At 73.3% G+C, this 26,378-nt stretch carries 23 protein-coding genes; 15 read left to right on the forward strand and 8 right to left on the reverse strand.

The features are described from left to right. Window positions 1-104 precede the first annotated feature (104 nt). Together G7Z13_RS30835 and G7Z13_RS30840 are read left to right on the forward strand one after the other, a co-directional pair. On the forward strand, window positions 105-1,649 hold the full coding sequence (locus G7Z13_RS30835) for a sensor histidine kinase (RefSeq protein WP_166005470.1): 1,545 nt from the start codon (window positions 105-107) through the stop codon (window positions 1,647-1,649). After that, complete coding sequence (locus G7Z13_RS30840; RefSeq protein ID WP_166003697.1) at window positions 1,646-2,095, forward strand: response regulator; 450 nt, start codon at window positions 1,646-1,648, stop codon at window positions 2,093-2,095. The genes G7Z13_RS30835 and G7Z13_RS30840 overlap by 4 nt, the downstream gene beginning before the upstream one ends. Window positions 2,096-2,123: 28 nt before the next feature. Here the strand turns inward: G7Z13_RS30840 and G7Z13_RS30845 are convergent, their stop codons facing one another. The 6 genes from G7Z13_RS30845 to G7Z13_RS30870 all read right to left on the reverse strand — a co-directional run bounded on the left by G7Z13_RS30845 (window position 2,124) and on the right by G7Z13_RS30870 (window position 7,512). After that, on the reverse strand, window positions 2,124-2,315 hold the full coding sequence (locus G7Z13_RS30845) for a hypothetical protein (RefSeq protein WP_166003698.1): 192 nt from the start codon (window positions 2,313-2,315) through the stop codon (window positions 2,124-2,126). Between the two features lie 123 nt (window positions 2,316-2,438). Beyond that, on the reverse strand, window positions 2,439-3,323 hold the full coding sequence (locus tag G7Z13_RS30850) for a TauD/TfdA family dioxygenase (protein WP_166003700.1): 885 nt from the start codon (window positions 3,321-3,323) through the stop codon (window positions 2,439-2,441). Window positions 3,324-3,375: 52 nt separating this feature from the next. After that, entirely contained in the window at window positions 3,376-4,194 is an 819-nt protein-coding gene (locus G7Z13_RS30855; RefSeq protein WP_166003702.1) for an ABC transporter ATP-binding protein, read from the reverse strand. Next, entirely contained in the window at window positions 4,181-5,233 is a 1,053-nt protein-coding gene (locus tag G7Z13_RS30860) for an ABC transporter substrate-binding protein (RefSeq protein ID WP_166003704.1), read from the reverse strand. The genes G7Z13_RS30855 and G7Z13_RS30860 overlap by 14 nt, the downstream gene beginning before the upstream one ends. A gap of 129 nt (window positions 5,234-5,362) precedes the next feature. Then, window positions 5,363-6,223 carry an ABC transporter permease gene (locus G7Z13_RS30865; protein ID WP_240926549.1) on the reverse strand — a complete coding sequence of 287 codons (861 nt, stop codon included), beginning with the start codon at window positions 6,221-6,223 and terminating at the stop codon, window positions 5,363-5,365. A 380-nt stretch (window positions 6,224-6,603) separates the two neighbouring features. Further along, the gene (locus G7Z13_RS30870) at window positions 6,604-7,512 is read right to left on the reverse strand and encodes a LysR family transcriptional regulator (protein WP_166003706.1); all 909 of its coding nucleotides are present in this window, start codon (window positions 7,510-7,512) and stop codon (window positions 6,604-6,606) included. Window positions 7,513-7,944: 432 nt separating this feature from the next. Here G7Z13_RS30870 and sfnG point away from each other — a divergent pair, with 432 nt between their 5' ends. The 8 genes from sfnG to G7Z13_RS30910 all read left to right on the forward strand — a co-directional run bounded on the left by sfnG (window position 7,945) and on the right by G7Z13_RS30910 (window position 15,507). Next, complete coding sequence (sfnG, locus tag G7Z13_RS30875; RefSeq protein ID WP_166003708.1) at window positions 7,945-9,072, forward strand: dimethylsulfone monooxygenase SfnG; 1,128 nt, start codon at window positions 7,945-7,947, stop codon at window positions 9,070-9,072. Window positions 9,073-9,242: 170 nt separating this feature from the next. Continuing rightward, window positions 9,243-10,460 carry an acyl-CoA dehydrogenase family protein gene (locus G7Z13_RS30880; RefSeq protein ID WP_166003710.1) on the forward strand — a complete coding sequence of 406 codons (1,218 nt, stop codon included), beginning with the start codon at window positions 9,243-9,245 and terminating at the stop codon, window positions 10,458-10,460. A 15-nt stretch (window positions 10,461-10,475) separates the two neighbouring features. Further along, window positions 10,476-11,033 carry an NADPH-dependent FMN reductase gene (gene ssuE, locus G7Z13_RS30885; protein WP_166003711.1) on the forward strand — a complete coding sequence of 186 codons (558 nt, stop codon included), beginning with the start codon at window positions 10,476-10,478 and terminating at the stop codon, window positions 11,031-11,033. Beyond that, entirely contained in the window at window positions 11,030-12,226 is a 1,197-nt protein-coding gene (locus G7Z13_RS30890) for an SfnB family sulfur acquisition oxidoreductase (RefSeq protein WP_166003713.1), read from the forward strand. The genes ssuE and G7Z13_RS30890 overlap by 4 nt, the downstream gene beginning before the upstream one ends. 26 nt (window positions 12,227-12,252) lie before the next feature. Beyond that, the gene (locus tag G7Z13_RS30895; protein WP_166003715.1) at window positions 12,253-13,422 is read left to right on the forward strand and encodes an LLM class flavin-dependent oxidoreductase; all 1,170 of its coding nucleotides are present in this window, start codon (window positions 12,253-12,255) and stop codon (window positions 13,420-13,422) included. A gap of 215 nt (window positions 13,423-13,637) precedes the next feature. Continuing rightward, window positions 13,638-14,555, forward strand: coding sequence for an LLM class F420-dependent oxidoreductase (locus G7Z13_RS30900; RefSeq protein WP_166003717.1), 918 nt, complete (start codon window positions 13,638-13,640; stop codon window positions 14,553-14,555). A 159-nt stretch (window positions 14,556-14,714) separates the two neighbouring features. Beyond that, entirely contained in the window at window positions 14,715-15,134 is a 420-nt protein-coding gene (gene panD, locus G7Z13_RS30905; RefSeq protein ID WP_166003719.1) for an aspartate 1-decarboxylase, read from the forward strand. A 22-nt stretch (window positions 15,135-15,156) separates the two neighbouring features. Then, complete coding sequence (locus G7Z13_RS30910) at window positions 15,157-15,507, forward strand: GNAT family N-acetyltransferase (RefSeq protein ID WP_166003721.1); 351 nt, start codon at window positions 15,157-15,159, stop codon at window positions 15,505-15,507. Between the two features lie 604 nt (window positions 15,508-16,111). Here the strand turns inward: G7Z13_RS30910 and gndA are convergent. Then, window positions 16,112-17,551 (reverse strand): NADP-dependent phosphogluconate dehydrogenase, encoded by a 1,440-nt coding sequence (gndA, locus tag G7Z13_RS30920; RefSeq protein ID WP_166003723.1) that lies wholly within the window; start codon window positions 17,549-17,551, stop codon window positions 16,112-16,114. A gap of 331 nt (window positions 17,552-17,882) precedes the next feature. Between gndA and G7Z13_RS30925 the strand changes: the two genes are divergently transcribed. Beyond that, window positions 17,883-19,061: a transglycosylase family protein gene (locus G7Z13_RS30925; RefSeq protein ID WP_166003725.1), complete on the forward strand. Its 1,179-nt coding sequence runs from the start codon at window positions 17,883-17,885 to the stop codon at window positions 19,059-19,061. On the opposite strand, the gene G7Z13_RS30930 is transcribed toward G7Z13_RS30925, so the two are convergent. Continuing rightward, window positions 19,051-20,580, reverse strand: coding sequence for a DMT family transporter (locus G7Z13_RS30930; protein WP_166003727.1), 1,530 nt, complete (start codon window positions 20,578-20,580; stop codon window positions 19,051-19,053). The two genes, G7Z13_RS30925 and G7Z13_RS30930, sit on opposite strands and share 11 nt — an antisense overlap. A gap of 209 nt (window positions 20,581-20,789) precedes the next feature. On the opposite strand from G7Z13_RS30930, the gene G7Z13_RS30935 reads away from it, so the two are divergent. The 4 genes from G7Z13_RS30935 to G7Z13_RS30950 all read left to right on the forward strand — a co-directional run bounded on the left by G7Z13_RS30935 (window position 20,790) and on the right by G7Z13_RS30950 (window position 25,953). Next, entirely contained in the window at window positions 20,790-21,584 is a 795-nt protein-coding gene (locus G7Z13_RS30935) for a (2Fe-2S)-binding protein (RefSeq protein ID WP_166003728.1), read from the forward strand. A 31-nt stretch (window positions 21,585-21,615) separates the two neighbouring features. Further along, window positions 21,616-22,779 carry a glycogen synthase gene (gene glgA, locus G7Z13_RS30940; RefSeq protein ID WP_166003730.1) on the forward strand — a complete coding sequence of 388 codons (1,164 nt, stop codon included), beginning with the start codon at window positions 21,616-21,618 and terminating at the stop codon, window positions 22,777-22,779. A 105-nt stretch (window positions 22,780-22,884) separates the two neighbouring features. Further along, window positions 22,885-24,105, forward strand: a complete 1,221-nt coding sequence (gene glgC / locus G7Z13_RS30945) for a glucose-1-phosphate adenylyltransferase (protein ID WP_166003732.1) — start codon at window positions 22,885-22,887, stop codon at window positions 24,103-24,105. Window positions 24,106-24,459: 354 nt separating this feature from the next. Next, the gene (locus tag G7Z13_RS30950; RefSeq protein WP_166003734.1) at window positions 24,460-25,953 is read left to right on the forward strand and encodes an SDR family NAD(P)-dependent oxidoreductase; all 1,494 of its coding nucleotides are present in this window, start codon (window positions 24,460-24,462) and stop codon (window positions 25,951-25,953) included. Window positions 25,954-26,378: the final 425 nt, after the last annotated feature.

The raw sequence follows: 26,378 nt of genomic DNA on the forward strand, positions 1-26,378 counted from the left end.
TGGGACGAGTGTCGACCTGGAACACGGTGACGGAACGCAGAGCCGATGTGTGGAGCGGCCGCAAACTGACGGTGCAGGGCTGGTTCTACCTCGTGCTGGCCCTCATGGCGCTGCTGGTCCTGCTCGGCACCGTGGTCGGCACCAACCTGCTGGACCGCACCGCCGACGTGTCCGACCGGCTGCTCCAGCGCGTCCAGCCGGCCCAGACCGAGGCCTACCGGCTGCAGGCCGCCCTCGTCGACCAGGAGAGCGGCATCCGCGGCTACGCCATCACCGCCGACGAGCAGTTCCTCCTCCCCTACACCGAGGGCAAAAGGGACGAGGCGGCCGCCGCCGCCCGGCTGCGCACGCTCCTCGGCGACCGGCCCGAACTCCTCGCCGACCTGCGCGCCGTGGAGCGGCAGGCGGCCGCCTGGCGCCGCGGCTACGCCGAACCCCTCGCCGCCTCCGTCCGGCCCGGCGAGCCCCGGCGGATCGACCCGCGGGCGGCCGAGCGCGGCAAGCAGCAGTTCGACGAGGTGCGCGCCCGGCTGGCCGAGCAGAGCGCCCGGCTGGCCGAGACGGTCCGCGACGGCCGGGACCTCCTCGCCCACGAGCGCACGGTCCGCGACTCCGTACTGGTCGGCATGGTGGTCGTCTTCCTGCTGACCGGAGTGGCGCTCGCCGTCCTGGTCAGGCTCCTCGTGACCCGTCCCCTGGAGGCGCTGCGCACCGCGTCGCGCCGCGTGGCCGGCGGCGAGTTCTCGTACGTCATCACCGGCGGCGGCCCCGTCGACGTGACGGCGCTGGCCGGCGACGTCGAGGGCATGCGCAGGCGCATCGTCACCGAACTCGACGCCTCCCGCCAGCAGCAGCAGATGCTCACCCGGCAGGCCGCCGACCTCAACGCGCAGGCCGTCGAACTGCGCCGCTCCAACGTCGAACTGGAACAGTTCGCCTACGTCGCCTCCCACGACCTCCAGGAGCCGCTGCGCAAGGTCGCCTCGTTCTGCCAGCTGCTGGAGAAGCGGTACGGGGACGCACTGGACGAGCGCGGACGGCAGTACATCGACTTCGCCGTCGACGGCGCGAAGCGGATGCAGGTGCTCATCAACGACCTGCTGACCTTCTCCCGGGTCGGCCGCCTCAACGACGCGCGCGTGCCCGTCTCCCTGGACCAGGCGCTGGACAAGGCCCTGGCGAACCTGGCCGGCGCCGTGGAGGACACCGGCGCCCGCATCGACCGCCCCGAGCGGATGCCCGAGATCGTCGGCGACCCGACCCTGCTCACCATGCTCTGGCAGAACCTGGTGGGCAACGCCCTGAAGTTCCGCCGCCCCGAGACGGCCCCGCACGTGACCGTCACCTGCGATCTTGACCCGGAGGAGGCGGACAGCCTGCGGCTGACCGTCACGGACAACGGCATCGGCATCCCGGAGGAGTTCGCCGAGAAGGTCTTCGTCATCTTCCAGCGGCTGCACAGCCGGGACGCCTACGGTGGTACGGGCATCGGTCTGGCCCTGTGCAAGAAGATCGCCGAACACCATGGTGGCAGGATCTGGATCGACACCGCCTACACGGGCGGTACCCGCTTCTGCTTGACTCTGCGGGTCACCGCCGACACGCCGGTCCCGGCCGGCACGCGCACCGAGGAAAAGGCCCTGACATGAGCACCCCCGCCGCCACCCCCATCGACGTCCTCCTCGTCGAGGACGACCCGGGCGACGAGCTGATGACCCGTGAGGCGTTCGAGGACAACAAGATCGGCAACACGCTGCACGTGGTCCGCGACGGCGAGGAGGCCCTGGACTTCCTCTACCGCCGCGGCGACCACACCGACGCGCCGCGGCCCGACCTGATCCTGCTCGATCTGAACCTGCCGAAGTACGACGGCCGCCAGGTGCTGGAGCGGATCAAGTCCGACCCCGATCTGTCCCTCATCCCCGTGGTCGTCCTCACCACCTCCGCGGCCGAGGAGGACATCCTGCGCAGCTACAAGCTGCACGCCAACGCCTATGTCACCAAGCCGGTGGACCTGGACCAGTTCATCGCCGCCGTCCGTCAGATCGACGACTTCTTCGTCCAGGTCGTCCGGCTGCCCGGCCGCACCGGCTGACCCGGCGCCCCGGCGGGGCGGGGACGCCTCAGTCGCCCCCGCCCCCGCAGGAGGACCCGCCGCCGCAGGACGATCCGCCGCCGCAGGACCAGCCACCGCCGCTTCCGCCGTGGCCGCCGTCCCACCAGGACCCGCCCCGCCGCGAGGACCGGCGCCCGCCCCGGCCAAAGACGGCGATCACCGCGATCAGGACGACGATCGCGATCGTCAGGAACTCCATGGGTCGCACCCCCGTGTGCCGTGCCGATGTGCATGTGCGTGGGGGATGCCCCTGATGATCACCTCGCCAATCGTCACTTGAGCGACTTCAGAGCTTGACCGGCGGATCCGGGCGCGCGGCCGCTCAGCCGTGGGCGCCCGCCGGGCCGACCGGGACGTCCCCGCGCAGTGTGATGCGGTGCATGACACGGTGGTGGTCGCCGTAGTCGCGGTTGGCGTAGTGGGCCGTGCTGCGGTTGTCCCACAGCGCGACGTCACCCGGCCGCCACCGGTGCCGTACGACGTGCTCCGGCTTGGTGAGGTGGGCGTACAGGATGTCGAGGAGGCCCCGGCTCTCGTGCTCCGAGACACCCACGATGTGGGAGGTGAAGCCGGGGTTCACGAACAGGCCCTTGCGGCCGGTCTCCGGGTGCACCCGCACCACCGGGTGCTCCACCGGCTGCAGCTCCATGAACACCTCGCCCTCCCACAGGTTGCCCCGGCCCTGCCGGCGCTGGGCGAGGTAGTAGCCGAACTCGCGGCTGCCGTCGTGGACGGCGGTGAGCGTGTCGACGTGGGCGCGCAGGCCCGGCGACAGCGACTCGTAGGCGAGCTGGCTGTCGGCCCAGCTGGTGTCGCCGCCGTTGGGCGGCAGCACCACGGCACGCAGGACCGAGATGGCCGGCGGGCGCCGTACGAACGTCACGTCGGTGTGCCAGACGTCGGCGAACCCGTTGTCCTGGCTGTCCAGGGAGTACACCTCGGGTGCCACGTCACCGGAGTCGTGGACGGGATGTCCGACGGTCACTTCGCCGAGGCGCCTGCCGAACTCGATCTGCGCCGCGTCGTCGAGGCCGTGCTGACCGCGCACGAAGAGCACCTTGTATGTCACCAGTGCCTCGCGCAGCGCGAGGACCTGGTCGTCGTCGAGGCGCCCGAGGTCCAGACCGTCGATCTCCGCGCCGAAGCGGGGGCCGAGCGGGGTGAGGGGCAGCCGGGTCAGGGCGGGCCGCTCGCTGAGAACGCTCACGTGAATTTCCTCTCCTGGGTGTGCGGGTGGGGGTGAGGTGGGGGGTGAGGGGTTAGGCCGCCGCGGCGGCCTTGACCGCGTGGGACACCTGCGCGCGCAACTCGGCGAACCGCTCGGAGCGACGCAGCTCCTCGGGGTCCGTCTCGCCGCGCGGCAGCGGAACCGGCAGATCGAGGGCCACGGTCCCGGGGCCCTTGGTCAGCACCACGATGCGGGAACCGAGGAACACCGCCTCGTCCGCGGAGTGCGTCACGAACACCGCCGTGCGCCCGGTCCGGTCGGTCATGCGGCGCAGGTCCTGCTGGAGCCGCTCCCGGGTCAGCGCGTCCAGCGCCGCGAACGGCTCGTCGAGCAGGAGGAGCGGATTCTTGGCCGCCAGCGCGCGGGCGATCGCGACACGTTGCTGCTGGCCGCCGGAGATCTCCCAGACGCGCCGCTTCTCCGAGCCCTCCAGACCGACCCGGGCCAGCAGCTCCGCGCGCCGCTCCGGCCGGCGGGCGCGGTCCACTCCCGCGTACCGCAGCGCCAGGTCGATGTTGCCTCCCACGGTCCGCCACGGGAACAGCCGCGGAGTCTGGAACACCACCCCCGCCGCCCGGCCGGGCCGCGGCTCCGCGCCGGACACCCGCACCGAGCCGCGCGTGGGCCGCTCGAAACCGGCGATCAGCCGCAGCAGGGTGCTCTTGCCGCAGCCGGAGGCACCCACGAGGACCAGGAACTCCCCGGCCGGTACGGTCAGGTCGACCGGCCCGACGGCGGTGAAGGTCTCGCCGCCCCGGCCGTAGCGGTGGACGACGTCGTCGAGGCGGACGGATCCCTCCGCCGCCGCGCCCGCTCCGGCGGGGGTCACCACGGTCTCACTCGACGACATCGGGCAGCCCCTTCAGGTAGAACGCCTTGCGGACGACGTCCTCGGACGGCGCGGCGGCGATCTGCCGCTGGCCGGCCAGGAACCGCCCGGTGTCGGTGACGTAACCGAGCAGCTTGCCCGGACGGCCCTCGGTGCCCAGCCAGTCGGCGGAGACCACCTGCTCCGGCGTGAGGAAAACGCCCTGCGACAGCTGCGCCCTGGCGTCCGCCGCGCCGATGCCGAGTTCCGCCGCGACCGCCCGCACCGCGCCGTCCGTGTCGGACTTGAGCAGGCGCAGCGCCTCGGCCTGCGTCTTGCGCCAGACGTCGATGGCCTTCGGGTCCCGTGCGATCAGGTCGTCCGACACGACGGCCAGGTCGAGGGTCGGCCGGCCCGCCGCGCCGATCTCCTTGCTGCTGGTGAGCCGGGTGCCGGTCGCGCGCAGTTCGTCGAGGGTCGGCAGCCAGACGTACGCGGCGTCGATGTCCCCGCGCTGCCACGCGGCCAGGATCGGCTGCGGCTGCAGGTCGATGAGCTGCACGTCCGACGGTCGCAGGCCCGCCTTCTCCAGCGCCGCCAGCAGGCTGTAGTGCGAGGTGGAGGCGAAGGGCGTGGCTATCTTCCTGCCCTTCAGCCCGGCGACGTCGGTGATGCCGGTGGCCTTGCGCACCACCAGGGCCTCGTTCTCGCCCGCCACGTCGAGGATCCACGCGACCTTGTACGGGATGGGCGAGTCGCCGGACACCCCGCGGGCGAACGGACTGGAGCCGAGCGCGGCGATGTCGAGGGACCCGCCGATGAAGGCCTGGTTGACCCCGGCACCGGAGTCGAACTTGATCCAGGTGATCTCGTGGTCCGGCAGGGCCTTCTCCAGCAGCTTCCCGTTCTTCACGAGCAGGTCGCCGCTGGGGAAGGCGAAGTAGCCGATGCGCAGCCGTTTGGAGCCGCCGGACGCCGACGCCTCGCCGTCGGACGAGCAGCCGGTGACGGCCGCGGACACGGTCGCCAGGGCGCCGGCGAGGAGGAGACGACGAGACGGGCCTCGTGAGGCAGGGGACATGGTGGAACCGTTTCTGTGCGGGTGAGGAATGGGGTGAGGCAAGAGGGGATGGGAGACGGGGGAACGGGAGACGGGGGAACGGGAGACGGGGAACGGGAGACGGGGGAACGGGAGAGGTCGGGGTGAGGGCTACGCGCGACCGCGCCACGGAACGACCGCGCGTTCCAGCCGCAGCAGCAGGCCGTCGATGACCAGCCCGGAGACGCCGATGGCGATGATCCCGACGAGCACCACCGGCGTGTTGTTGTAGTTGGCGGCGTCCTTGACCATGCCGCCGATCCCGGGCAGACCGTTGACCAGCTCGGCGGCGACCAGGGAGGAGTAGGCCACACCGACGGCCAGCCGGATCCCGGTGAGCGTCTCCGGCAGCGCGGACGGCACGACGACGTCCCGGACGACGTCCCACCGCGAGCCGCCGAGCGCGCGGGCGGCCTCGATCAGGCTCTTCGGTACGGCGGTGACGGCCGTGGTGGTGGACACCGCCACCGGCGGGAACGCGGCCACGGCCAGCAGCGTGACCTTCGGCGCCTCGTCGATGCCCAGCCAGATGATCAGCAGCGAGAAGTACGCCAGCGGCGGCAGGGTGCGCAGGAACGTGATCCACGGCTCGAACAGGGCGCGCAGCCGGCCGACGGTGCCCATGAGCAGCCCGAACACCACCCCGGCGGCGACACCGATGCCGGCGCCGATGGTGATGCGCCGCAGGCTGATGCCCAGGTGCTCGACGAGCGTGGTGCCGTTGTAGCCCCGTACGCCGTCGTGCGTGGTGGACAGGTCGACGAACGCGTCCCACACCGCGGCCGGCGGCGGGACCAGGGTCTCGCTCCACGTCCCGCTCGCCGCCAGCAGCTGCCACAGGACGAGGAAGCACAGGAGCGAGCCGAGCGGCAGCGCGGCACGGCGCACGCGCGCCGCCGCCTTTCGGGCCCGCCGCGGGGGTTCGGGCGGCGCGCCGGCCGGGTCGGCGGATTCGAGCAGAATGGGAGTCAGGGACACGGACGTCCTCCAGGGGCGCCGGAACGTGAGCGGCCGCCGCGGTCAGGGGGCGGCCCGTCCCGGCCGGAAGTCATGCCGGTCGGAGAGACCGGGGAAAGCCGAAGGGGAAGGGGAGAACCGAAGCAAGAAAGGGGGGAAGCGCGCGCCGTGGTGACAGGGCGCGGGCCGACCGCCCGGTGCGGGTGATGTCACCGCACGGCAGGGCGCGTCAGGAGAAAGGGGTCAGCGACAACACGAACCCGGGCGCCGGCACAGGTCGATGACCAGGCGTCGCACCAAGGGCTCGGAAGTCATGAGTCCTATTCCTACCTCAGTCCCGGCTCCGCACCAACGGGCGTCCACTCTCCGGAACGCGGCGCGCAGGCCCGGCGTGCTCACGCGACGCCGCCGTACGCGCGGGCGTTGCGCACGAACAGGGCGTGCAGCGCGCGGACGGCCCGGGGAACCCGCCCGGAGGGACGGCTCTGCAGGACCAGCAGCACATCGGTCGCGTCACCCGCGAGCGGCCGCACGGTGATCGCGCCGCGGCGCTCCAGCGGGTCACCGATGACGCTGAAGTCGGGCAGCACGGTCGCCCCCAGCCCTTCGGCGACCATCAGCTTGCCCATCTCGGCGCCGTCGGTGGAGTACGAGAAGGACGGCGTACGGCCGCCCAGCAGCCGGTGCACGAACCGGTGCATCACATAACCGGACCGCATCACGATCAGCGGCTGCGCCAGCAGGTCGTCCACGTCCACCGCCTCCCGGGCGGCGAGCGGACTGTCCGCGTGCACGCACACCACCGGGCGGCCGCGCAGCAGTTCCGTCGTCTCGAAGCCGGGCGGCATGTCGTCGCCCCCGAGGTAGTTCACCAGCCCCAGGTCGAACGCGCCCTCCAGCAGCCCGCGGTGGATCTCGGACTGCTGCGCGCCGACCAGTTCCACCTGGGTGCGCGGGTGGGCGGACCGGAACTCCCGCACGGTCGGGATCACCAGCGGCACCGTGGCGGTGTTGACCGTGCCGAGCCGGACCATACGGCTGATGCGATGCTGGTCACCGGCCGCGCCGCGCAGCCGGTCGACGGCGTCCAGCACGCTCATGATGTACGGCAGCAGCTCCCGGCCCTCGTCGCTGACCTTCGCCCCGGACCGCTTGCGCTCCAGCAGGTCCACGCCCAGCTCCCGCTCAAGATTGCGCACGGTCTCGCTCAACGCCGGCTGGGACAGGTGCAGCTCCTCGGCGGCCCGCCGCAGCGACCCCGAGCGCGTGACGGCCGCGATGTATTCGAGCTGTTCGATACGCACGACCGTGAGACTGCCGCCGGCCGCCGGGCGGGTTCAAGGGAATCCCTGTCACAACCTCGTGAATAACTTCTGTCAGTACGCGGAAACGGCTCCGGGCATTCTTGACCCGCCCGACGTGCCGCTGCTTTGATCGATGACATGAAGCGACAGGACCTCACGCGGCGACGCCACGTCGACCTCGCGCGTGTCTCCAGCTCCTGCTGTCGCCGCCGGGTCTGAGGCCACCGAGCCCACCCGAGGGAAACCCTCGCACTCGCGCCGGTCTCCTTTCGAGTCCGCCCTCGTGAATTCCCCCGTGAGCCGTCTGCCGTAACGCTCGCGGCTTTCCCGGGAACGCCGTCCCCGCACGCCCGTTGTCCCGGCCACCGCACACCTTTCCTTCTCACGCCTGCGTGCCTTTTCCCGCGGGCGTTCTCATGCCAGGAGTTCCCCATGTCCGTACCGCCCGGATCCGATCCCGTCCGCTTCGCCTACTGGGTGCCGAACGTCAGCGGCGGCCTGGTCACCAGCACCATCGAGCAGCGCACCGACTGGGGCTACGACTACAACCGCGAACTGGCCGTCCTCGCCGAGAACAGCGGCTTCGACTACGCCCTCAGCCAGGTCCGCTACATGGCCGGCTACGGCGCCGAGTTCCAGCACGAGTCGACCAGTTTCAGCCTGGCCCTGCTGCTGGCCACCCAGCGGCTGAAGGTGATCGCCGCCGTCCACCCCGGTCTGTGGCACCCCGCAGTCCTCGCGAAACTCGGCGCCACCGCCGACCACCTGTCGGGCGGCCGGTTCGCCGTGAACGTCGTCAGCGGCTGGTTCAAGGGCGAGTTCACCGCCCTCGGGGAACCCTGGCTCGAGCACGACGAGCGCTACCGCCGCTCCGAGGAGTTCATCCGCGCCCTGCGCCAGATCTGGACCGAGGACCACACCGAACTCGCCGGGGACTTCTACCGGTTGCGTGACTTCACGCTCAAGCCCAAGCCCGTCGCCGTCCCCGGGCGCCCGCACCCGGAGATCTTCCAGGGCGGCAACTCCACCGCCGCCCGCGCCATGGCGGGCCGCGTCTCCGACTGGTACTTCAGCAACGGCAAGGACTTCGACGGCGTCACCGAACAGCTCGGCGACATCCGCGCGTCCGCCGCCCGGGCCGGCCGCACGCCGCCGAAGTTCGGCCTCAACGGCTTCCTCATCGCCCGCGACACCGAGGCCGAGGCCCGCGACACGCTCCGCGAGATCGTCGCCAAGGCCGACACCCCGGCCGTCCACGGCTTCCGGGACGCCGTCCGGCAGGCCGGCCCGTCCACCGCCGACGGCAAGGGCATGTGGCAGGACTCGAGCTTCGAGGACCTCGTCCAGTACAACGACGGCTTCCGCACCGGCCTGATCGGCACCCCCGAGCAGATCGCCGAGCGGATCGTCGCCTACAAGCGGCTCGGCGTGGATCTCTTCCTCCTCGGCTTCCTGCACTACCTGGAGGAGGTCGAGTACTTCGGCAAGCGCGTCCTGCCCCTGGTCCGCGAGCTGGAGGCGCAGCAGCCGCAGTCCGAGCCCGTCCCCGCCCACTCCTGACCGGCCGGCCCGTGCGCCCGCGACGCGCCTCCGCCCGCGACGCGCCGGCGCACGCCTCCCCACCGTCCCCACCGGCACCGCACCCGCACCCGCACCCCCACGCGACCGCACCCGCACCCCGCACGCGACCGCACCCGCACGCGGCGCGAACCGCACCGAGAGGAAACCCCATGAGCATCACCGCACCGGCCGACTGGAAGTCCGTCCCCGCCCCGAGCGACGCCGAGGGCTGGATCGCCCGCGCCGCCGAGGTCGCCGCCGTCCTCGCCTCCGACGCCGCGGCCCGCGACAAGGCGGGCGCCACCCCGCACGCCGAGGTCCGGCTGCTGAAGGAGGCCGGCCTGGTCACCCTCCTCGGGCCCGTCGAGCACGGCGGCGCCGGCCAGGACTGGACCACCGCCTACCGCGTCGTCCGCGAGGTCGCCAAGGCCGACGGCTCGATCGGCCAGCTGCTCGGCTACCACTACCTGTGGAACTGGGCCGCCCGCCTCGTCGGCACCCGCGAACAGTGGGAGCACGTCGAGGCCGAGGCCGCCCGCAACCAGTGGTTCTTCGGCGGCGCGGTCAACCCCCGCGACGACGACGTGGTGGTGCGCGACGAGGGCGACACCCTCACCTTCACCGGCCGCAAGTCCTTCTCCACCGGCAGCAAGGTCTCCGACGTCACCGTCCTGGAAGGCGTCCTGGAGGGCACCGACGACCACGTCTTCGCCATCGTCCCGTCCGACAGCGAGGGCCTCACCTTCCACGACGACTGGGACAACATCGGCCAGCGCCTCACCGAGAGCGGCGGCGTCACCCTCGACGCCGTCCGCGTCCCCTGGTCGGCCGCGGCCGGCTACGTCGACAAGCGGTTCCGGCCGCGCGTCTACAACACCCTCAACGTGCCCACCATCCAGCTGGTCTTCGTCAACTTCTACCTCGGCATCGCCGCCGGCGCCCTGGAGACCGCCGCGGCCTACACCCGCACCAAGTCCCGGCCCTGGCTGCACGGCGGCCACGAGCGCGCCGTGGACGAGCCGTACGTCATCGACATCTACGGCGACCTCACCGCCAAGCTCTGGGCCGTCGAGGCCCTCGCCGACGCCGTGGCCGCCGAGGGCCAGAAGCTGCACGACGACCCCGACGCCGTCACCGAGAAGGCCCGCGGCGAGTTCGAGGTCCGGGTGGCCGCCGTGAAGGCCCGCGCCACCGACGTGGCCCTGGAGGTCACCAACCGCATCTTCGAGGTGACCGGCGCACGGGCCACCGCCTCCGCGGAGGGCCTCGACCGCTTCTGGCGCAACGTCCGCACCCACACCCTGCACGACCCGGTCGCCTACAAGCGGCGCGAGGTCGGCCGCCACGTCCTCACCGGCGAACTGCCGCAGCCCACCTGGTACTCCTGAAAGGTCCACGCTCCGATGGCCACCGTCCTCTCCGTCTCCGGCAGCCCCTCCGCCACCTCCCGCACCGCACGCCTGCTGCGCCACCTGGACGACCGGCTCGTCGCCCAGGGGCACCAGGTCGTCCCCCTCGACGTCCGCACCCTCCCGCCCGAGGCCCTGCTGCACGCGCACCTCGGCCACCCGGCGATCGCCGAGGCCACCGCGCTCTTCGCCCAGGCGGACGGCGTGGTGATCGGCACCCCGGTCTACAAGGCCGCCTACTCCGGGCTGCTGAAGTCACTGCTGGACCTCCTCCCGCAGTACGCCCTGGCCGGCAAGACCGTGCTGCCGCTCGCCACGGGCGGCACCACCGCCCACGTCCTGGCCATCGACTACGCCCTGCGCCCGGTCCTCGCCTCCCTGGGAGCAGCGCACATCACCCCCGGCTGGTTCACCCTCGACAAGGACATCACGGTCGCCGACGACGGCTCGCTGACCGTCGCGCCCGCCTCCGCCGAGGCCCTCGCCCAGGTCACGGACCAGTTCTCGCTCGCCCTGGGCGGCCGTACGACCCTGCTGGCGGCCGCCGGATGAGCGCCCCGCACGTGATCGCCGGCGACGCCGAGGCCCTCGACGTCGCCGGCGAGCTGGCCGGGGACTTCCGCAAGGGCGCCGCGGAGCGCGACGCGCTGCGCCGGCTGCCGCGCGCGGAGCTGGAACGGCTGTCAGCCTCCGGGCTGCTCGGGGTGACGGTGCCCGCCGGGTTCGGCGGCGCCGACGTCCGCACCGAGACCCTCGCCGAAATCTTCCGGCGGCTGGCCGCCGCCGACGCCAGCCTCGCCCAGATCCCGCAGAGCCACTTCGTGTACGTCAACGTGCTGCGCCGGCAGGGAACACCCGACCAGCAACGGTTCCTCTTCGGCGAGGTGCTGCGCGGCAAGCGCTTCGGCAACGCCCAGTCCGAGGCGGGGACCCGGCACGTGCAGGACATCCGCACCCGCCTCACCCGCCGGCCGGACGGCTCGTACCTCCTCGACGGCGTCAAGCACTACTCCACCGGCGCCCTCTTCGCCCACTGGATCCCCGTCCTCGCCCGCGCCGACGACGACAACCTGCACGTGGCGTTCGTCCCGCGGGAGGCGCCGGGGCTCACGGTCGTCGACGACTGGGACGGCATGGGCCAGCGCACCACCGCCAGCGGGACCGTCCGCCTGGAGTCGGTGCCCGTCCCCGCCGACCGGGTCGTACCGCACCACCTCACCTTCCGCGGACCGCAACTGCATGGCGCGGTCGCCCAGTTGCTGCACGCCGCCATCGACGCCGGGATCGCCTCCGGCGCACTGGCGGAGGCGGCCGACTTCGTCCGCACCAGGAGCCGCCCCTGGTTCGAGAGCGTCGACGAGGGACACCCGACCGCCGCCGACGACCCGCTGCTGATCCAGCGGTTCGGCGAACTGGCGATCAGGGTGCGGGCCGCCGAGGCGCTGCTCGCCGCGGCGGCGCGGTCCGTGGACGCCGCCCGTGCCGACCTGACCGACGACACGGCCGCCGAGGCCTCGATCGCGGTCGCCGCGGCCAAGGTGACGGCGGCCGAGGCCGCGGTGGAGGCGGGCAGCGCCCTCTTCGAGGTGGCCGGCACCCGCGCCGCGCTCGACTCCCTGAACCTGCACCGCCACTGGCGGGACGCCCGCACCCACACCCTGCACGACCCGGCCCGCTGGAAGGTGCAGCACATCGGCCGGTACACCCTCAACGGCACCCGCCCGCCCCGGCACGGACTGCTGTAGACGCCCGCCCCCGAACGGAGACCCCCATGTCCCTCACCTTCCACTGGTTCCTGCCCACCAACGGCGACAGCCGGCACGTCGTCGGCGGCGGCCACGGCACCCCCGCCGGCGCCGCCGGCCGCGACCGGCCCCCGACGGTCGCCTACCTCAGCCAGATCGCCCGCGCCGCCGAGGACCTGGGCTTCACGGGCGCCCTCACCCCGACCGGCGCCTGGTGCGAGGACGCCTGGCTGACCACCGCGATGGTCAGCCGCCACACCGAGCGGCTGAAGTTCCTGGTCGCCTTCCGGCCCGGCTTCGTCTCCCCGACGCTGGCCGCGCAGATGGCGTCCACCTTCCAGCGGCACAGCGGCGGACGGCTGCTGCTCAACGTCGTCACCGGCGGGGAGAGCCACGAACAGCGCGCCTACGGCGACTTCCTCGACAAGGACGCCCGCTACCGCCGCACCGGCGAGTTCCTGGAGGTGGTGCGGCAGTTGTGGCAGGGCGGGACGGTGGACCTGACCGGCGAGCACCTGCGGGTCGAGGGCGCCACGCTGGCCCGCGTCCCCGACCCGGTCCCGGAGGTGTACTTCGGCGGCTCGTCGCCGATCGCCGGCGAGGTCGCCGCCCGCCACGCGGACGTCTACCTCACCTGGGGCGAACCGCCCGCCGCCGTCGCCGAGAAGATCGCGTGGATCCGCGCGCTGGCCGAGAAGGAGGGGCGCACCCTCCGCTTCGGCGTCCGGCTGCACGTCATCACCCGCGACACCGCCGAGCAGGCCTGGGCCGAGGCACGGCGGCTGCTCGACGGCTTCGACCCCGAGGCCGTCAAGGCCGTCCAGACGGGCCTGGCCCGCAGCGAGTCCGAGGGCCAGCGCCGCATGCTCGCCCTGCACGGCGGCAGCCGCGACAACCTGGAGATCCACCCCAACCTGTGGGCCGGCATCGGACTGGTGCGCGGCGGCGCGGGCACGGCCCTGGTCGGCAGCCATGAGGAGGTCGCCGACCGGATCGCCGAGTACCACGCGCTCGGCATCGACGAGTTCGTCCTCTCCGGCTACCCGCACCTGGAGGAGGCGTACTGGTTCGGCGAGGGAGTCCTGCCCAGGCTCGAAGCGCGAGGACTGTGGACCCACCCGTTCCGCGACCCCGCCGACGCACGCCCCGCCGCCCAGGTCCCCTTCGCCGGCGCCGGCGGCACCGCCCGGCACTGACGCGGGGACGCGGTCGCGCCGAAGCCGGACGCGGGGTAGCGATGGGCCCCGAAGCCGGACGTGGGGTCGCGGTGGGCCCCGAAGCCGGACGCGGGGACGCGGTGGGATCCGAAGCCCGAAGCGGGGCGGTCGCGCCGAAGCCCGTCACACGCCCGCCACGAACTCGTCATACACCACCCGGAATGCCGGTCCCGGGCACGCCGGTTGGTGTGGGTATGACTCTCGGATTAGCGCTCGCCCTCGAACAGGACATCGACCGCACGGTGCTGCTGGCACGGGAGGCCCACGACGCCGGACTGCGTTCCGTCTGGTTCGGGCAGACCCTCTCCTACGACTCTCCCACGCTCGCCGCGGTCGTCGGCCGTGAGGTCCCCGGGCTGCACGTCGGGACCGCCGCGATCCCCGTCTTCGGCCGCCATCCGCTGCTCGTCTCCAGCCAGGCGCAGACCGCGCAGGCGGCGACCGGCGGCCGGTACCACCTCGGACTCGCCCTGGGCACCAAGTACGTCACGGAGACGGCTTTCGGCCTCCCGCACGAGCGCCCCGTCCGGCTGCTCCGCGAATTCCTCACCGCCCTGCGCCAACTCCTCGAGACCGGCAGCGCCGACTTCCACGGCGAACTGCTCACCGCCCGCACGCCGTTGCCCGCCGCGGTCCCGGGCGCCGTACCGCCCGTGCCGATCCTGGTCGCCGCCATGGGACCGCAGGCGCTGCGCGTCTCCGGGGAACTCGCGGACGGCATCCTTCCCTACCTGGCCGGCCCGCGCGCCCTGGCCGAACACATCGTCCCGGCCGTCACCGCCGCCGCCGAGGCGGCGGGCCGGCCGGCACCCCGCATCGTGGCGTTCGTGCCCGGCGTGGTCACCGCCGACGTCGAAGCCGCCCGGGAGAAGGCCGTCGAAGCACTCGGGTTCTACGAGCGGTTCCCCTCCTACGAGCGGGTCATCCACCTGTCCGGCGGCACCCGCGCCGCCGACCTGGCGGTGATCGGCGACGAGGAGACCGTCGCCGCCGAGGTCGCGCGCTACCGGGCGGCCGGGGCGACGGACGTGGTGTTCACGACGACCGACCTGACCGGCGACGCCGACCGGCGCCGCACCTGGAAACTCCTCGGAGAACTGGCGACCGGCTGAGCCGGGGGGCGTCCGGCCGGCGTGATCCGCGGCCTCCGGCCGACGTGAGCCGCGAGACACCGGGCGAGCGCCGACCGGACGCGCCCACGGTTGTACCCTGCCGAGGACCGCCCTTGACCTGGCCTAAGCAGGCAGGGAGCAGACACCTCGGGAGACTCCGTGTTCCGTACCATGTTCAAGTCCAAGATCCACCGCGCCACCGTCACCCAGGCCGACCTGCACTACGTGGGATCGGTGACCATCGACGCGGATCTGCTCGACGCCGCCGATCTGCTGCCCGGTGAGCTGGTGCACATCGTCGACATCACCAACGGCGCCCGGCTGGAGACGTACGTCATCGAGGGGGAGCGCGGGTCCGGGGTCGTCGGGATCAACGGGGCGGCCGCGCACCTCGTGCACCCAGGAGACCTGGTGATCATCATCAGTTACGCTCAGGTGACCGACGCCGAGGCGCGGGCGCTCAGGCCCCGGGTGGTGCACGTGGACCGCGACAACCGGATCGTGGACCTCGGCAGCGACCCCGGGGAGCCGGTGCCGGGCTCGGGCCAGCAGCGCAGCCCGCAGGCCGTACGGGCCTGACCGACGGACCAGGAGCGTGCCCATGAGCGAGATCGCGATCGAGATCCGCGACGACCGGGCGGCGGGCCGCCTGGAAGCCCTCGCGGAGGGCGAGGTCGTCGGACGCATCGAGTACTTCGTCCTCGACGACCCGGCGCGCGCCCTGGTCCCCGTCCACACGATCGTGGAGCCGGCCCACGAGGGGAAGGGCATCGCGGGCTCCCTGGCCCGTGAGCTGTACACCCTCGCCGCCCGTGAGGGCGACCCCGTCGCCCCGCTGTGCCCGTACGTCGTCAAGTGGGCCGAACGCCACCCCGACGAGGCACCCGCGGCCGACCCCGAGCTGCTGCGCGCGGCGAAGCAGTGGCTGGTCGCGCACCCCGACCGGTTCTGAGCCGGACCGCGGGGCCGGACGGTCACTACGACCGGGGTGCCGGTGTGGTCCAGCCCGCCGCGGCCGGGCACCGACGCCCCGCGGGCGCCACAGCGGCGGTGGGCGCCGCGCGCTCGCCGGGTGAGGCCACCTGGACCGCCGTATTGACGCCCGCGGGTGAGTGCCGGACGGGACGCCGGGTACGCGGGGGAGTAGTCCAGAGCCACCGTTCACCGACTGGCCGGAGGACACCGTGACCAACCCCTACCCGGATCCCGTACAGCCGCCCCCGACCCCGGGCCCCGACCCGGCGCACCCCGAGCCGCCCCCGAACCCGGTGCCGACGCCGGAGCCCCCGGCTCCCGAGCCGACCCCGGGTCCCGAGCCGACCCCGCCGCCCCCGCACCCGGGGCCTTACGGTCCCGGGCCCGACCCGTCACCGGTCCCGCCGGGCCCCGACCCGTCGCCCATTCCGCCGGGCCCCGAGCCGGTCCCGAACCCGGAGCCCGGCCCGCCCCTGAGCTGAGAGGGCAGAGGCAAGCGACGAGCGACGAGCGGCATAGCGGAAGGCGGTGGGCGTGTCCCGCGGGGCACGTCCACCGCCTTCGTGTCCGGGGCGCGAGGCTCAGGCGGTCACCTCCGACCGGTCCCCGCCCCACAGCGTGTGGAACGACCCGTCCCGGTCCGTCCGCCGGTACGTGTGCGCCCCGAAGAAGTCCCGCTGCCCCTGCGTCAGCGCCGCCGGCAGCCGCTCGGCGCGCAGCGCGTCGTAGTACGCCAGCGCCGCCGCGAACCCCGGTGTCGGCACGCCCTGCCGCACCGCCGCGACCAGCACGTCCCGCCAGTCGTCCTGCGCCGCCGCGATCTCCCGCGCGAACGTCTCGTCGGAGAGCAGGCTCGGCAGGTCGGGACGGGCGTCGTAGGCGGCGCGGATCCGGTCGAGGAACGCCGCGCGGATGATGCAGCCGCCGCGCCACAGGGACGCGACCCCGCCGAGGTCGATGTCCCAGCCGTACTCCTCGCTGCCCGCCGCGATCTCGTGGAAACCCTGCGTGTACGACACGATCTTCGAGGCGTACAGCGCCTGCTCCACCCGGTCCGCGAAGGCCGCCGCCTCCGCCTCGCCCAGCGGCGACGGCGCCGGGCCCGCCAGCCCGCGCGAGGCCTCGCGCAGCGCGGCGTGCCCGGAGAGGGACCGCGCGAACACCGCCTCCGCGATGCCCGATACCGGGACGCCCAGGTCGAGGGCGATCTGGACGGTCCAGCGGCCGGTGCCCTTCTGCTCCGCCCGGTCCACGACCACGTCCACGAACGGCTCGCCCGTCGCGGCGTCCACGTGGGACAGCACCTCGGCGGTGATCTCGATCAGGTACGAGTCGAGGCGGCCGGTGTTCCACGTCCGGAAGATCTCCGCGATCCGCGCGGGCTCGTACCCGGCGACGTCGCGCAGCAGCTGGTACGCCTCGCCGATCAGCTGCATGTCGGCGTACTCGATGCCGTTGTGCACCATCTTCACGAAGTGTCCGGCGCCGTCGGGGCCGACGTGCGTCACACAGGGCGTCCCGTCGGCCGCCTTCGCGGAGATCCGCTCCAGCATCGGGCCCAGCGACTCGTACGACTCCTTCGAGCCGCCCGGCATGATGCTCGGGCCGTTGAGCGCGCCCTCCTCGCCGCCGGAGATGCCGGTGCCGACGAAGTGGATGCCCTTCTCGCGCAGTTCGCGCTCCCGGCGCCGGGTGTCGGCGAAGTGCGCGTTGCCGCCGTCGATGATCATGTCGCCCGGCTCCAGCAGCGGGGCGAACTCGTGGATCACGGCGTCGGTCGGCTCACCGGCCTTCACCATGACGACGAGCCGGCGGGGCCGCTCCAGCGCCGCCACGAACTCCTTCGCGGTCTCGGCCGCCACGAACTCGCCCTCGTGTCCGAACTCCTCCACCAGCGCGCGCGTGCGCGCCGCCGTCCGGTTGTGCACGGCGACCGTGTAGCCGTTGCGGGCGAAGTTGCGGGCGAGGTTGCGGCCCATGACCGCGAGTCCCGTGACGCCGATCTGGGCTGACGTGCTCATACGCTGGGCTCCTAGCTGTCCGGTATCGGGTGGTGCCGGTCGTGCTCGACGTGCTTCCGCGCTCAATGTGCTGCCTCGGGCCATCCTGACGCGCCCGTTCCCCGAGCGCACACCGGGCTCCTTCCGCGGGGGCGTCGGCTGATACGGATGCGGCGGCCGGGGGTACTCAGTCCCCCCGGCAGGTCACACCGGCCACTCCCGCGTGACGGGTCGTCAACCGAGCCCGCCACGCGGTGACGAGGCGTGCGCAAGGCGGCCGATAGCTGTCTTGTCATGGCCTGTTACGGCCGCCTACTTTTGGCCCTCCTGACGCTCGTCGAGGGGGCACTCCATGGCCGTACGCGGCCGGCACCGCCGGTATCAGCCGAACAGGATCAACCGCGCCTCACTCACCGTCACGGCGGGCGGGGCCGGGATGGCCCTCCCGTTCGTGGGTGCCGGCGCCGCTCAGGCCGCCGACGTGGGGACCTGGGACAAGGTCGCCGCCTGCGAGTCGAGCAACGACTGGAACATCAACTCCGGCAACGGCTACTACGGCGGACTCCAGTTCAGCCAGTCCACCTGGGAGGCCTACGGCGGCACGGCGTACGCGGCGCGCGCCGATCTGGCCACCAAGGACCAGCAGATCGCCGTCGCCGAGAAGGTGCTCGACGGGCAGGGCCCCGGCGCCTGGCCCACCTGCTCGCGGGAGGCCGGGCTGACGCGCGGCGGCGGGAGCCCGGACATCCGGCCCGACGGCGGCACGTCGGCACGGCCCGCCACGCGGCCGGTGGCGGACGTCCGGCCGCAGACCACCCCCCAGTCCCGGGCGGGCCGCGCCGAGATGTACACGGTGGTGCGCGGCGACACGCTCTCCGCCATCGCCGACGAACAGCGCGTCCGGGGCGGCTGGCAGGGCCTGTACGCCGCGAACCGCTCGACCATCGGCACCGACCCCGACCTCATCGTCCCCGGCCAGCGCCTCAGCCTGCGCGCCAAGGCGTCCGGCGCCCCGGCGACGGTCGCGCCCCGGCCGAAGGAGCAGGCGCGGAAGGCACCGAAGAGGGAGCCCGAGAGGCAGTCCCGGGAGCGGACCAGGGAGGCGTCGCCGGAGAAGAAGACCTCCGGCTCCCTCGTCGCCCCCGTGAGCGGCGCGCTCGGCACGCCGTACCGGGCGACGGGTTCCAGCTGGTCGAAGGGCTACCACACGGGCGTCGACTTCCCGGTGCCGACCGGGACCTCGGTGCAGGCCGTCGGGGCGGGCCGGGTGGTGAGCGCGGGCTGGGGCGGTTCCTTCGGCTACGAGGTGGTCATCCGGCACGGCGACGGCCGCTACACCCAGTACGCGCACCTGTCCGCGATCTCCGTGAAGGCCGGGCAGCCGGTGGGCGCCGGCCAGCGCATCGGCCGCGCGGGCTCCACCGGGAACAGCTCGGGCCCGCACCTGCACTTCGAGGTGCGGACCGGGCCCGGGTTCGGCTCGGACGTCGACCCGATCGCCTATCTCCGGGCCGGCGGGGTCAGGATGTGAGGCGTGTGCGGTGCCGGTCGGCGAGAGCCGGCAGCGGTACGTAGGACACGCCGCACAGGAGGTTCCGGTACGGCGTCCGGCGCAGCGGGACGGCGCCGGACGGCGCCCGGCTCTCGTACGCGCCGTCCGGGCCGGCTTCCGGCGCGGAGGGCACGGACGGCGTGGACTGGGCGAACTGCGTGGACGGCGTTGCGCGCGCGGACGGCGCGGCGGTCACGGGGACCGGTTCCCGCCGCCGGGCGGCGGGCACGGCGGCCGTCCGGCCGGATGCGGGGACTGCGCCGCGGGCGGTGACAGGATCCGGGCCCACCGGGCCGGCGGCCGGGGCAGCGGGCACCGCGACGGCCGCCCGAGGAGGGCCGTCGGCCACCGCGACGGCTGTCCGGGGTGGGCCGTCGGCCACCGCGACGGCTGTCCGGGGTGGGCCGTCGGCCACCGCGACGGCTGTCCGGGGTAGGCCCGCGGTCACCGCGGCGGCTGCCCGAGAGGGGCCGGCGGCCATCGCCAGGGCCGCCCCCGACGAGGCGGAGACCGGCACGGCCTTCGCCGACGGGACAGGGGCGAGTACGGCCGTCCCGGACCCGGCGCGGGCAGGCACCGTGACCGGCACCGGCACCGTCACACCGGAGCCCGCCGCCGGGGCGGGCAGTCCCGGCTGAGCCGGTTCCGGCCGCGTCCGGGTCTCGTCGCGGGCGATGCGCTCCGTGGTCAGCAGGATCAGGCCGCCCGCCGCGACCACCGCGCAGCCCAGCGCGAGGACGGTGCCGGTGGTGCCGTAGCGGAAGCTCTCGCCGAACATCGTGATGCCGACGGCCGCCGCGACCACCGGGTTGGCCACCGTCAGCGTGGCCAGCGGGGCGGCGAGCCCGGCGCCCCGGTAAGAGGCCTGGGACAGCATCAGCCCGGCCGTGGCGAGGACGCCGATGGCGGCCAGGGGCGGGAGATCGACCGCCGACACCCCGCCGGTCCAGTCGGCCGCGACCGTCTTGGTGAAGACGGAGGACATGCCGAACGCGACACCGGACGCGGTCGCCAGCAGCAGGGCGCGCACCGCCGGGTGCCGGTGGGCGGCGCGGCCCGCGATCATCAGGGCGGTCACCGCGCCGGCCGTGACCAGGAAGACGGTGATCTGCTGCGGTCCGCGCAGCGACTGGGTGTCGGCCGCGCCGACGAGCGACAGCAGTCCGGCCAGGCCCACGGTCGCCATGAGCGCGCCGCGCCAGGCGGCCGCCCCGGCCTTGCGGCGCACGAACAGCGCGGCCATGGGCAGGGCGAAGACGATGGTGAGGGCGCCGAGCGGCTGGACCAGGCTCAGCGGGCCGTAGGCCAGCGCGACCACGTGCAGCAGTCCGCCCAGGCCGTTCAGCGCCACCGCCGCCCACCAGATCGGCCGGCGCAGCGGCGCGTACTGCCTTCCGTCCGGCGAGGACACCGCGACGCGCTCCTGCACGATCGCCCCGCCGGCGTACGCGACGGCGGACACGAGGGACAGGAGGACGGACAACGCGAGGGCGCTCATCGGCTGCTCCTCTGCGTGAGGCGGGGGCGCGCGGCCCGGCGCGGCGAGCGGTCGGCTTCCATGCCAACACGATGCCGCGCCGACCTGTTCCCCGTCGTCGTCCTTGAGCACACACTGCGTCCTACTGCCGATGGAGTACGGCAGGGACGGGGTCATCCCCAAGGCGGGCGCCGACCGGTCCAGCCCCCCGAGGCCGTCCCCTAGGGGGCTTGGTACTACTGCTCTTCGTGGACCTCGACCCCGAACTCGCCGCACTCCGCCCGCTCGGCGGCTTCTTCCCGCTGCGCACGGGTGCGCCGCCGCGCGGCCCCCTGCCGACTCTCGCCCACGCGTACGCCGGTCACGCGCGGGAGGCGTCCGGCGGTGACCCGATGGAGGCGTCCGGCGGCGACCCGCTGGACGTCCGGATCCGCAAGGTCACGGACGCCCTGCGCGCCCCCGAGCCGCGGATCGCCGCCTCCGTGGCCCACCTGGGCCTCGCCGCCCGGCTGTGGTCCGCCGCCCTGGGCTGCGCCGCGCTGTACGGCCGTGTCCCCGACCTCGATCCGGGACTGCTGTGCTGGGACCCCGACGGGAGCGCCCCCGACGACCTGTGGCTGACCGCGGTGCGCCCGCCGGGCCGGGAGGGCGACGCGGCGGCCCTCGCCGGCGCCGTGCTGCACGGCCACCTCGTCCCGCTGGCCGCCGCCCTGCGCGCCCGCTACCGCCTCGCGCCCGGTCTGCTGCGAGGCAACGCCGCCTCCGCGCTGGCCGGCACCGCGCGCACCCTGGACACCTGGGCGCGCACGCACGGCCGCCCGGACGCCGCAGACCGGGCCCGCTCCCTGACCGCCGCCCTGCTCGCCCACCCCCTCCTCGCGGACACCGGCACCCTCACCGGCACCGCGTTCCGGCGCCGCAGCTGCTGCCTCTACTACCGGGTGCCCGGCGGGGGAGTGTGCGGCGACTGCTGCTTCACCCGCCCCCCGCGGTCTTCCCCGCGCGCCGCATCCGGGAGACCATGAGGAGATCAGTCACCGAGACAGGGAGCCGCGGGTGCGCGTGGGACTGCTGACCCGGGAGTACCCGCCGGACGTGTACGGCGGCGCGGGGGTCCATGTGGAGTTCCTGGCCCGGGAGTTGCGCTCCCTGGTCGACCTCCGGGTGCACTGCTGGGGCGAGGTCTCCTCGGCCGAGCGCGCCGCGGGCGTCGTACGCCACCGCCCCTGGTCGACCCTGGACGGCGCCAACGACGCGCTGCGCACCTTCTCCGTGGACCTCGCCATGGCCGCCGCCCTGGAGGGCCGCGACCTCATCCACTCCCACACCTGGTACGCCAACCTGGCCGGTCACCTCGCCAAGCTGCTGTACGGCGTCCCGCACGTGCTCACCGCCCATTCGCTGGAGCCGCTGCGGCCGTGGAAGGCCGAGCAACTGGGCGGCGGCTACGCCCTGTCGGGTTGGGCGGAGCGCACCGCCGTCGAGGCCGCCGACGCGGTGATCGCCGTCTCCGGCGCCATGCGCGAGGACATCCTCGCCTGCTATCCGGCGCTGGACCCGGCCCGCGTGCACGTCGTCCACAACGGCATCGACACCGAGCTGTACCGGCCCGATCCGGCCACCGACGTCCTGCACCGCCTCGGCGTCGACCCGGCCCGCCCCTACGTGCTGTTCGTCGGCCGCATCACCCGCCAGAAGGGCGTGCCCCACCTGCTGCGCGCGGCCCGGCACATCGACCCGGCCGCCCAGGTCGTACTGTGCGCGGGCGCGCCCGACACCCCGGAGATCGACCGGGAGTTCCGCGAGCTGTACCAGGAGCTGAGCCGGGTGCGCGAGGGCGTGCACTGGATCCCGCGGATGCTGCCGCGTCCCGAGGTGGTCCAACTCCTCACGCACGCGGCCGTGTTCGTCTGCCCGTCGGTGTACGAGCCGCTCGGCATCGTCAACCTGGAGGCGATGGCCTGCGGCACGCCCGTCGTGGCCTCGCGGGTCGGCGGCATCCCGGAGGTCGTGGCGGACGGCAAGACGGGCCTCCTGGTGCCGGCGGACGACGACTTCGAACGCGGCCTCGCCCGGGCCCTGGACGCGCTGCTCGGGGACCCGGAGGGCGCCCGGCGGATGGGGGAGGCGGGACGCGAGCGGGCAGTCGGTGAGTTCGGCTGGGACACGGTCGCCCGGCGGACGGTCCGGCTCTACGAACACGTCGTCAAGGGGACGTAGCGCGGCGAGCCGTGCGGCGGGCCGCACACCGCCGCGGTCCTCGAACAGGATTGTTCCGCGAATGCACGGGCAGGTTCTTCGGCAACCAGCGTGAGGGGAGCGGCCATGCGTCGTGGGGGTCCTTCGGTGCTCGGAATCGTCCTGGCGGGAGGCGAGGGCAAACGCCTGATGCCCCTGACCGCCGACCGCGCGAAACCCGCGGTCACCTTCGGCGGCACCTACCGCCTCGTCGACTTCGTCCTGTCCAACCTGGTCAACGCCGACATCCTGCGCATCTGCGTGCTGACCCAGTACAAGTCGCACTCCCTGGACCGGCACATCACCACCACCTGGCGGATGTCCAGCCTGCTCGGCAACTACGTCACCCCGGTCCCGGCCCAGCAGCGCCTCGGCCCGCGCTGGTACCTGGGCAGCGCGGACGCCATCCTCCAGTCCCTGAACCTGATCTACGACGAACGGCCCGAGTACGTCGCGGTGTTCGGCGCCGACCACGTGTACCGCATGGACCCGCGGCAGATGCTCGCCCAGCACATCGAGTCCGGCGCCGGGGTGACCGTCGCCGGGATCCGCGTCCCGCGCGCCGAGTCGTCGTCCTTCGGCGTGATCACCCCCGGCTCGGACGGCCGGACGGTGGAACGCTTCCTGGAGAAGCCGGCCGACCCTCCCGGACTGCCGGACCGGCCCGACTGCGTCTTCGCCTCGATGGGCAACTACATCTTCACCACCAAGGCCCTGATCGAGGCCCTGCACCGGGACGCCGAGGACGAGAACTCCGCGCACGACATGGGCGGTTCGATCCTGCCCCAGCTCACCGACCGCGGCGAGGCGCAGCTGTACGACTTCGGCGACAACCACGTGCCCGGCGAGACCAGCCGCGACCAGGGGTACTGGCGGGACGTCGGCACCCTCGACGCGTACTACGACGCCCACATGGACCTCATCGCCGAGCGCCCCGCCTTCAACCTCTACAACCGCAGCTGGCCCATCTACACCCACTCCGGCCAGCTCTCCCCGGCCCGCTTCAACGCGGGCGGCATCGCCGGCGAGTCGATCATCAGCGCCGGGTGCCTGATCCGGGGGCAGGTCACCCGGTCGGTGCTCTCGCCCGGGGTGGTGGTCGACCCCGGCGCGGTGGTGCAGGGCTCGGTGCTGCACGACAACGTGCACATCGGCCGGGGCGCGGTGGTGCGGGGCGCCGTACTGGACAAGAACGTCGAGGTGCCGCCGGGCGCCACCATCGGCGTCAACCCGGAGCGCGACGCCGAGCTGTACACCGTCTCCAAGAACGGGGTGATCGCCCTCGGGAAGGGCCAGCGCGTGCCCTAGGGGGCGCCTCGCCGATCATGCCGGGCTCCCGGCGTCTGGCACCGTGCCTCGCCGCGTTGTCGTCGGTCGCCGACTCCCCCACGCTCGGCTGCGCTCGCGCGGGGGCACCCCCATCGCGTCGACTCCCTCCTCCGCCTTGCGATGCGCGGCACCAGACGCCGCTCGCTGATCCGGCCTGATCGACGAGACACCCCCCAGCGCCCCGGCGAGCCGGGTCCCCGCCTCGTGATCATGGCCCGTACGCCCTGATCATGACGGGTTTGGCGAGGCGGCCCGGTGCTCCGTAAAATCTGCCGTTCGAATGCGGGCGCGAGTCGGAGCGCCGCCAGGGCAGAAACAGGGAACGCAGCGGCGATGACGGTCACAGAGGACGGCACCCAGACCCCGGACGAGGTGGTCTACGGGCCCGGCATCGACCCCGAGCGCCTGGCGATCTGCCTCAGCGTGCTCGAAGAGCTCGACAAGCTGGAGGTCGACCACCCCGACGCGATCAAGGTGCGCCGGGCCACCTCGCACATCTACCGGACGGTGAAGCAGCGCCGCCGCCAGGAGCGCCGGGCCGCCAAGACCGCCCACGACCGGCAGGTCACCGAGGCCACCGCGACCGGCTCCGCCGAGCGCATCGACGACGAGACCGAGGGCATCCTGCCCTCCTCCAAGATCGAGCCGGGCCGCATCGCCGGGATACTCCAGCGCCCGCGCTCCTGCTACGTCTGCAAGGCGCGGTACGTCGAGGTCGACTACTTCTACCACCAGCTCTGCCAGAAGTGCGCCGCCGAGAACCGGGCCAAGCGCGACGCCCGCGCCGACCTCACCGGCCGGCGGGCGCTGCTCACCGGCGGCCGCGCCAAGATCGGCATGTACATTGCCCTGCGGCTGCTGCGTGACGGCGCTCACACGACGATCACCACCCGGTTCCCCAAGGACGCCATCCGCCGTTTCAAGGCCATGGAGGACTCCGCGGACTGGATCCACCGCCTGGAGGTCGTCGGCATCGACCTGCGCGACCCCGCCCAGGCCGTGGCCCTCGCCGACCAGGTCGCCGAGGCCGGTCCGCTCGACATCCTGATCAACAACGCGACGCAGACCGTGCGCCGCCTGCCCTCCGCCTACGCCGCCCTGGTCGAGGGCGAGAGCGCCCCGCTGCCCGCCGGGGAACTCCCCGCCCACCACGTCATCGGCGCCTTCAACTCCGGCGCCGTCGACGGGCTCGCCGCGCTGCCCCTCGGGACCAGCGGCCTCGACGCCCAGCAGGTCGCCGACCTCGCCCTGGTCGCGGGCAACGCCAGCATCGCCCGCCACCTCGACGGCACCGCCATCGACGCCGGCGGCCTGGTGCCGGACGTCGTCGACACCAACACCTGGGTCCAGACCATCGAGCAGATCTCCCCGGTGGAGCTGCTCGAGACCCAGCTGTGCAACTACACCGCGCCGTTCATCCTGATCAGCAAGTTGCGCTCGGTGATGGCCGAGGCCGCCCGCAAGGCGCCCAGCGGACGCTCCTACATCGTCAACGTCTCCGCGATGGAGGGCGTCTTCAACCGCGGTTACAAGGGCGCGGGACACCCGAACACCAACGCCGCCAAGGCCGCGATGAACATGGTGACGCGGACCAGCGCCCAGGAGATGTACGAAACCGACCGCATCCTCATGACCTCCGTCGACACCGGCTGGATCACCGACGAACGCCCGCACTTCGACAAGCTGCGCCTCGCCGAGGAGGGCTTCCACGCCCCGCTCGACCTGGTCGACGGCGCGGCCCGGGTCTACGACCCGATCGTGCGCGGCGAGGCGGGCGAGGACCTGTACGGCGTCTTCCTGAAGGACTACGCGCCCGGTAAGTGGTAGCCCGTCGTCTCCCCTCTCGTCGCCTGTAATTGACGGCGCGTCAGCCCGCGATCCACGGCGGGCCCGGCGCGCCGTCGCCCGTTCCGACGGATCCACGGCGCGGCGCAGTCCTTGCCGGGGCGTCGGCCGCCCTGCTCCAGCAGCCGGGCAACGGCCGGGCGGTGACCGTGACAGCCGGGCGGCGGCCGCGACAACCGGATGGGCCGGGGTCCAGGTAGCTACATCCGTTCAGCCGAGTAGGCCGAGCGAGTGAAGCGCGAACGGCGCATCGTGGAGCAAACGGGTGCAAGGGGGAGTGCGGTATATGCGGGGCGACTTGGCGGAGCCCCCCTGTTCTTCCCCAAGTTTCGTACGCCATCGAGCGCGAGCCTGCTCATGTGGTTAATCTGAAGCCGACGGACAGCAGCACGGGTCCCTACCCACAC

The organism is Streptomyces sp. JB150, from assembly GCF_011193355.1.
In the GTDB taxonomy this organism is placed as follows: Bacteria; Actinomycetota; Actinomycetes; order Streptomycetales; family Streptomycetaceae; genus Streptomyces.

What these genes read in the sequence shown, in the direction of transcription:
- G7Z13_RS30835 (WP_166005470.1), top strand. Translation starts at nt 105, where the DNA reads ATGGCGCTGCTGGTCCTGCTCGGCACCGTGGTCGGCACCAACCTGCTG.
- G7Z13_RS30840 (WP_166003697.1), top strand. Translation starts at nt 1,646, where the DNA reads ATGAGCACCCCCGCCGCCACCCCCATCGACGTCCTCCTCGTCGAGGAC.
- G7Z13_RS30845 (WP_166003698.1), bottom strand. Translation starts at nt 2,315, where the DNA reads ATGGAGTTCCTGACGATCGCGATCGTCGTCCTGATCGCGGTGATCGCC.
- G7Z13_RS30855 (WP_166003702.1), bottom strand. Translation starts at nt 4,194, where the DNA reads ATGTCGTCGAGTGAGACCGTGGTGACCCCCGCCGGAGCGGGCGCGGCG.
- G7Z13_RS30860 (WP_166003704.1), bottom strand. Translation starts at nt 5,233, where the DNA reads ATGTCCCCTGCCTCACGAGGCCCGTCTCGTCGTCTCCTCCTCGCCGGC.
- sfnG (WP_166003708.1), top strand. Translation starts at nt 7,945, where the DNA reads ATGTCCGTACCGCCCGGATCCGATCCCGTCCGCTTCGCCTACTGGGTG.
- G7Z13_RS30880 (WP_166003710.1), top strand. Translation starts at nt 9,243, where the DNA reads ATGAGCATCACCGCACCGGCCGACTGGAAGTCCGTCCCCGCCCCGAGC.
- ssuE (WP_166003711.1), top strand. Translation starts at nt 10,476, where the DNA reads ATGGCCACCGTCCTCTCCGTCTCCGGCAGCCCCTCCGCCACCTCCCGC.
- G7Z13_RS30890 (WP_166003713.1), top strand. Translation starts at nt 11,030, where the DNA reads ATGAGCGCCCCGCACGTGATCGCCGGCGACGCCGAGGCCCTCGACGTC.
- G7Z13_RS30895 (WP_166003715.1), top strand. Translation starts at nt 12,253, where the DNA reads ATGTCCCTCACCTTCCACTGGTTCCTGCCCACCAACGGCGACAGCCGG.
- G7Z13_RS30900 (WP_166003717.1), top strand. Translation starts at nt 13,638, where the DNA reads ATGACTCTCGGATTAGCGCTCGCCCTCGAACAGGACATCGACCGCACG.
- G7Z13_RS30910 (WP_166003721.1), top strand. Translation starts at nt 15,157, where the DNA reads ATGAGCGAGATCGCGATCGAGATCCGCGACGACCGGGCGGCGGGCCGC.
- gndA (WP_166003723.1), bottom strand. Translation starts at nt 17,551, where the DNA reads ATGAGCACGTCAGCCCAGATCGGCGTCACGGGACTCGCGGTCATGGGC.
- G7Z13_RS30925 (WP_166003725.1), top strand. Translation starts at nt 17,883, where the DNA reads ATGGCCGTACGCGGCCGGCACCGCCGGTATCAGCCGAACAGGATCAAC.
- G7Z13_RS30930 (WP_166003727.1), bottom strand. Translation starts at nt 20,580, where the DNA reads ATGAGCGCCCTCGCGTTGTCCGTCCTCCTGTCCCTCGTGTCCGCCGTC.
- glgC (WP_166003732.1), top strand. Translation starts at nt 22,885, where the DNA reads ATGCGTCGTGGGGGTCCTTCGGTGCTCGGAATCGTCCTGGCGGGAGGC.
- G7Z13_RS30950 (WP_166003734.1), top strand. Translation starts at nt 24,460, where the DNA reads ATGACGGTCACAGAGGACGGCACCCAGACCCCGGACGAGGTGGTCTAC.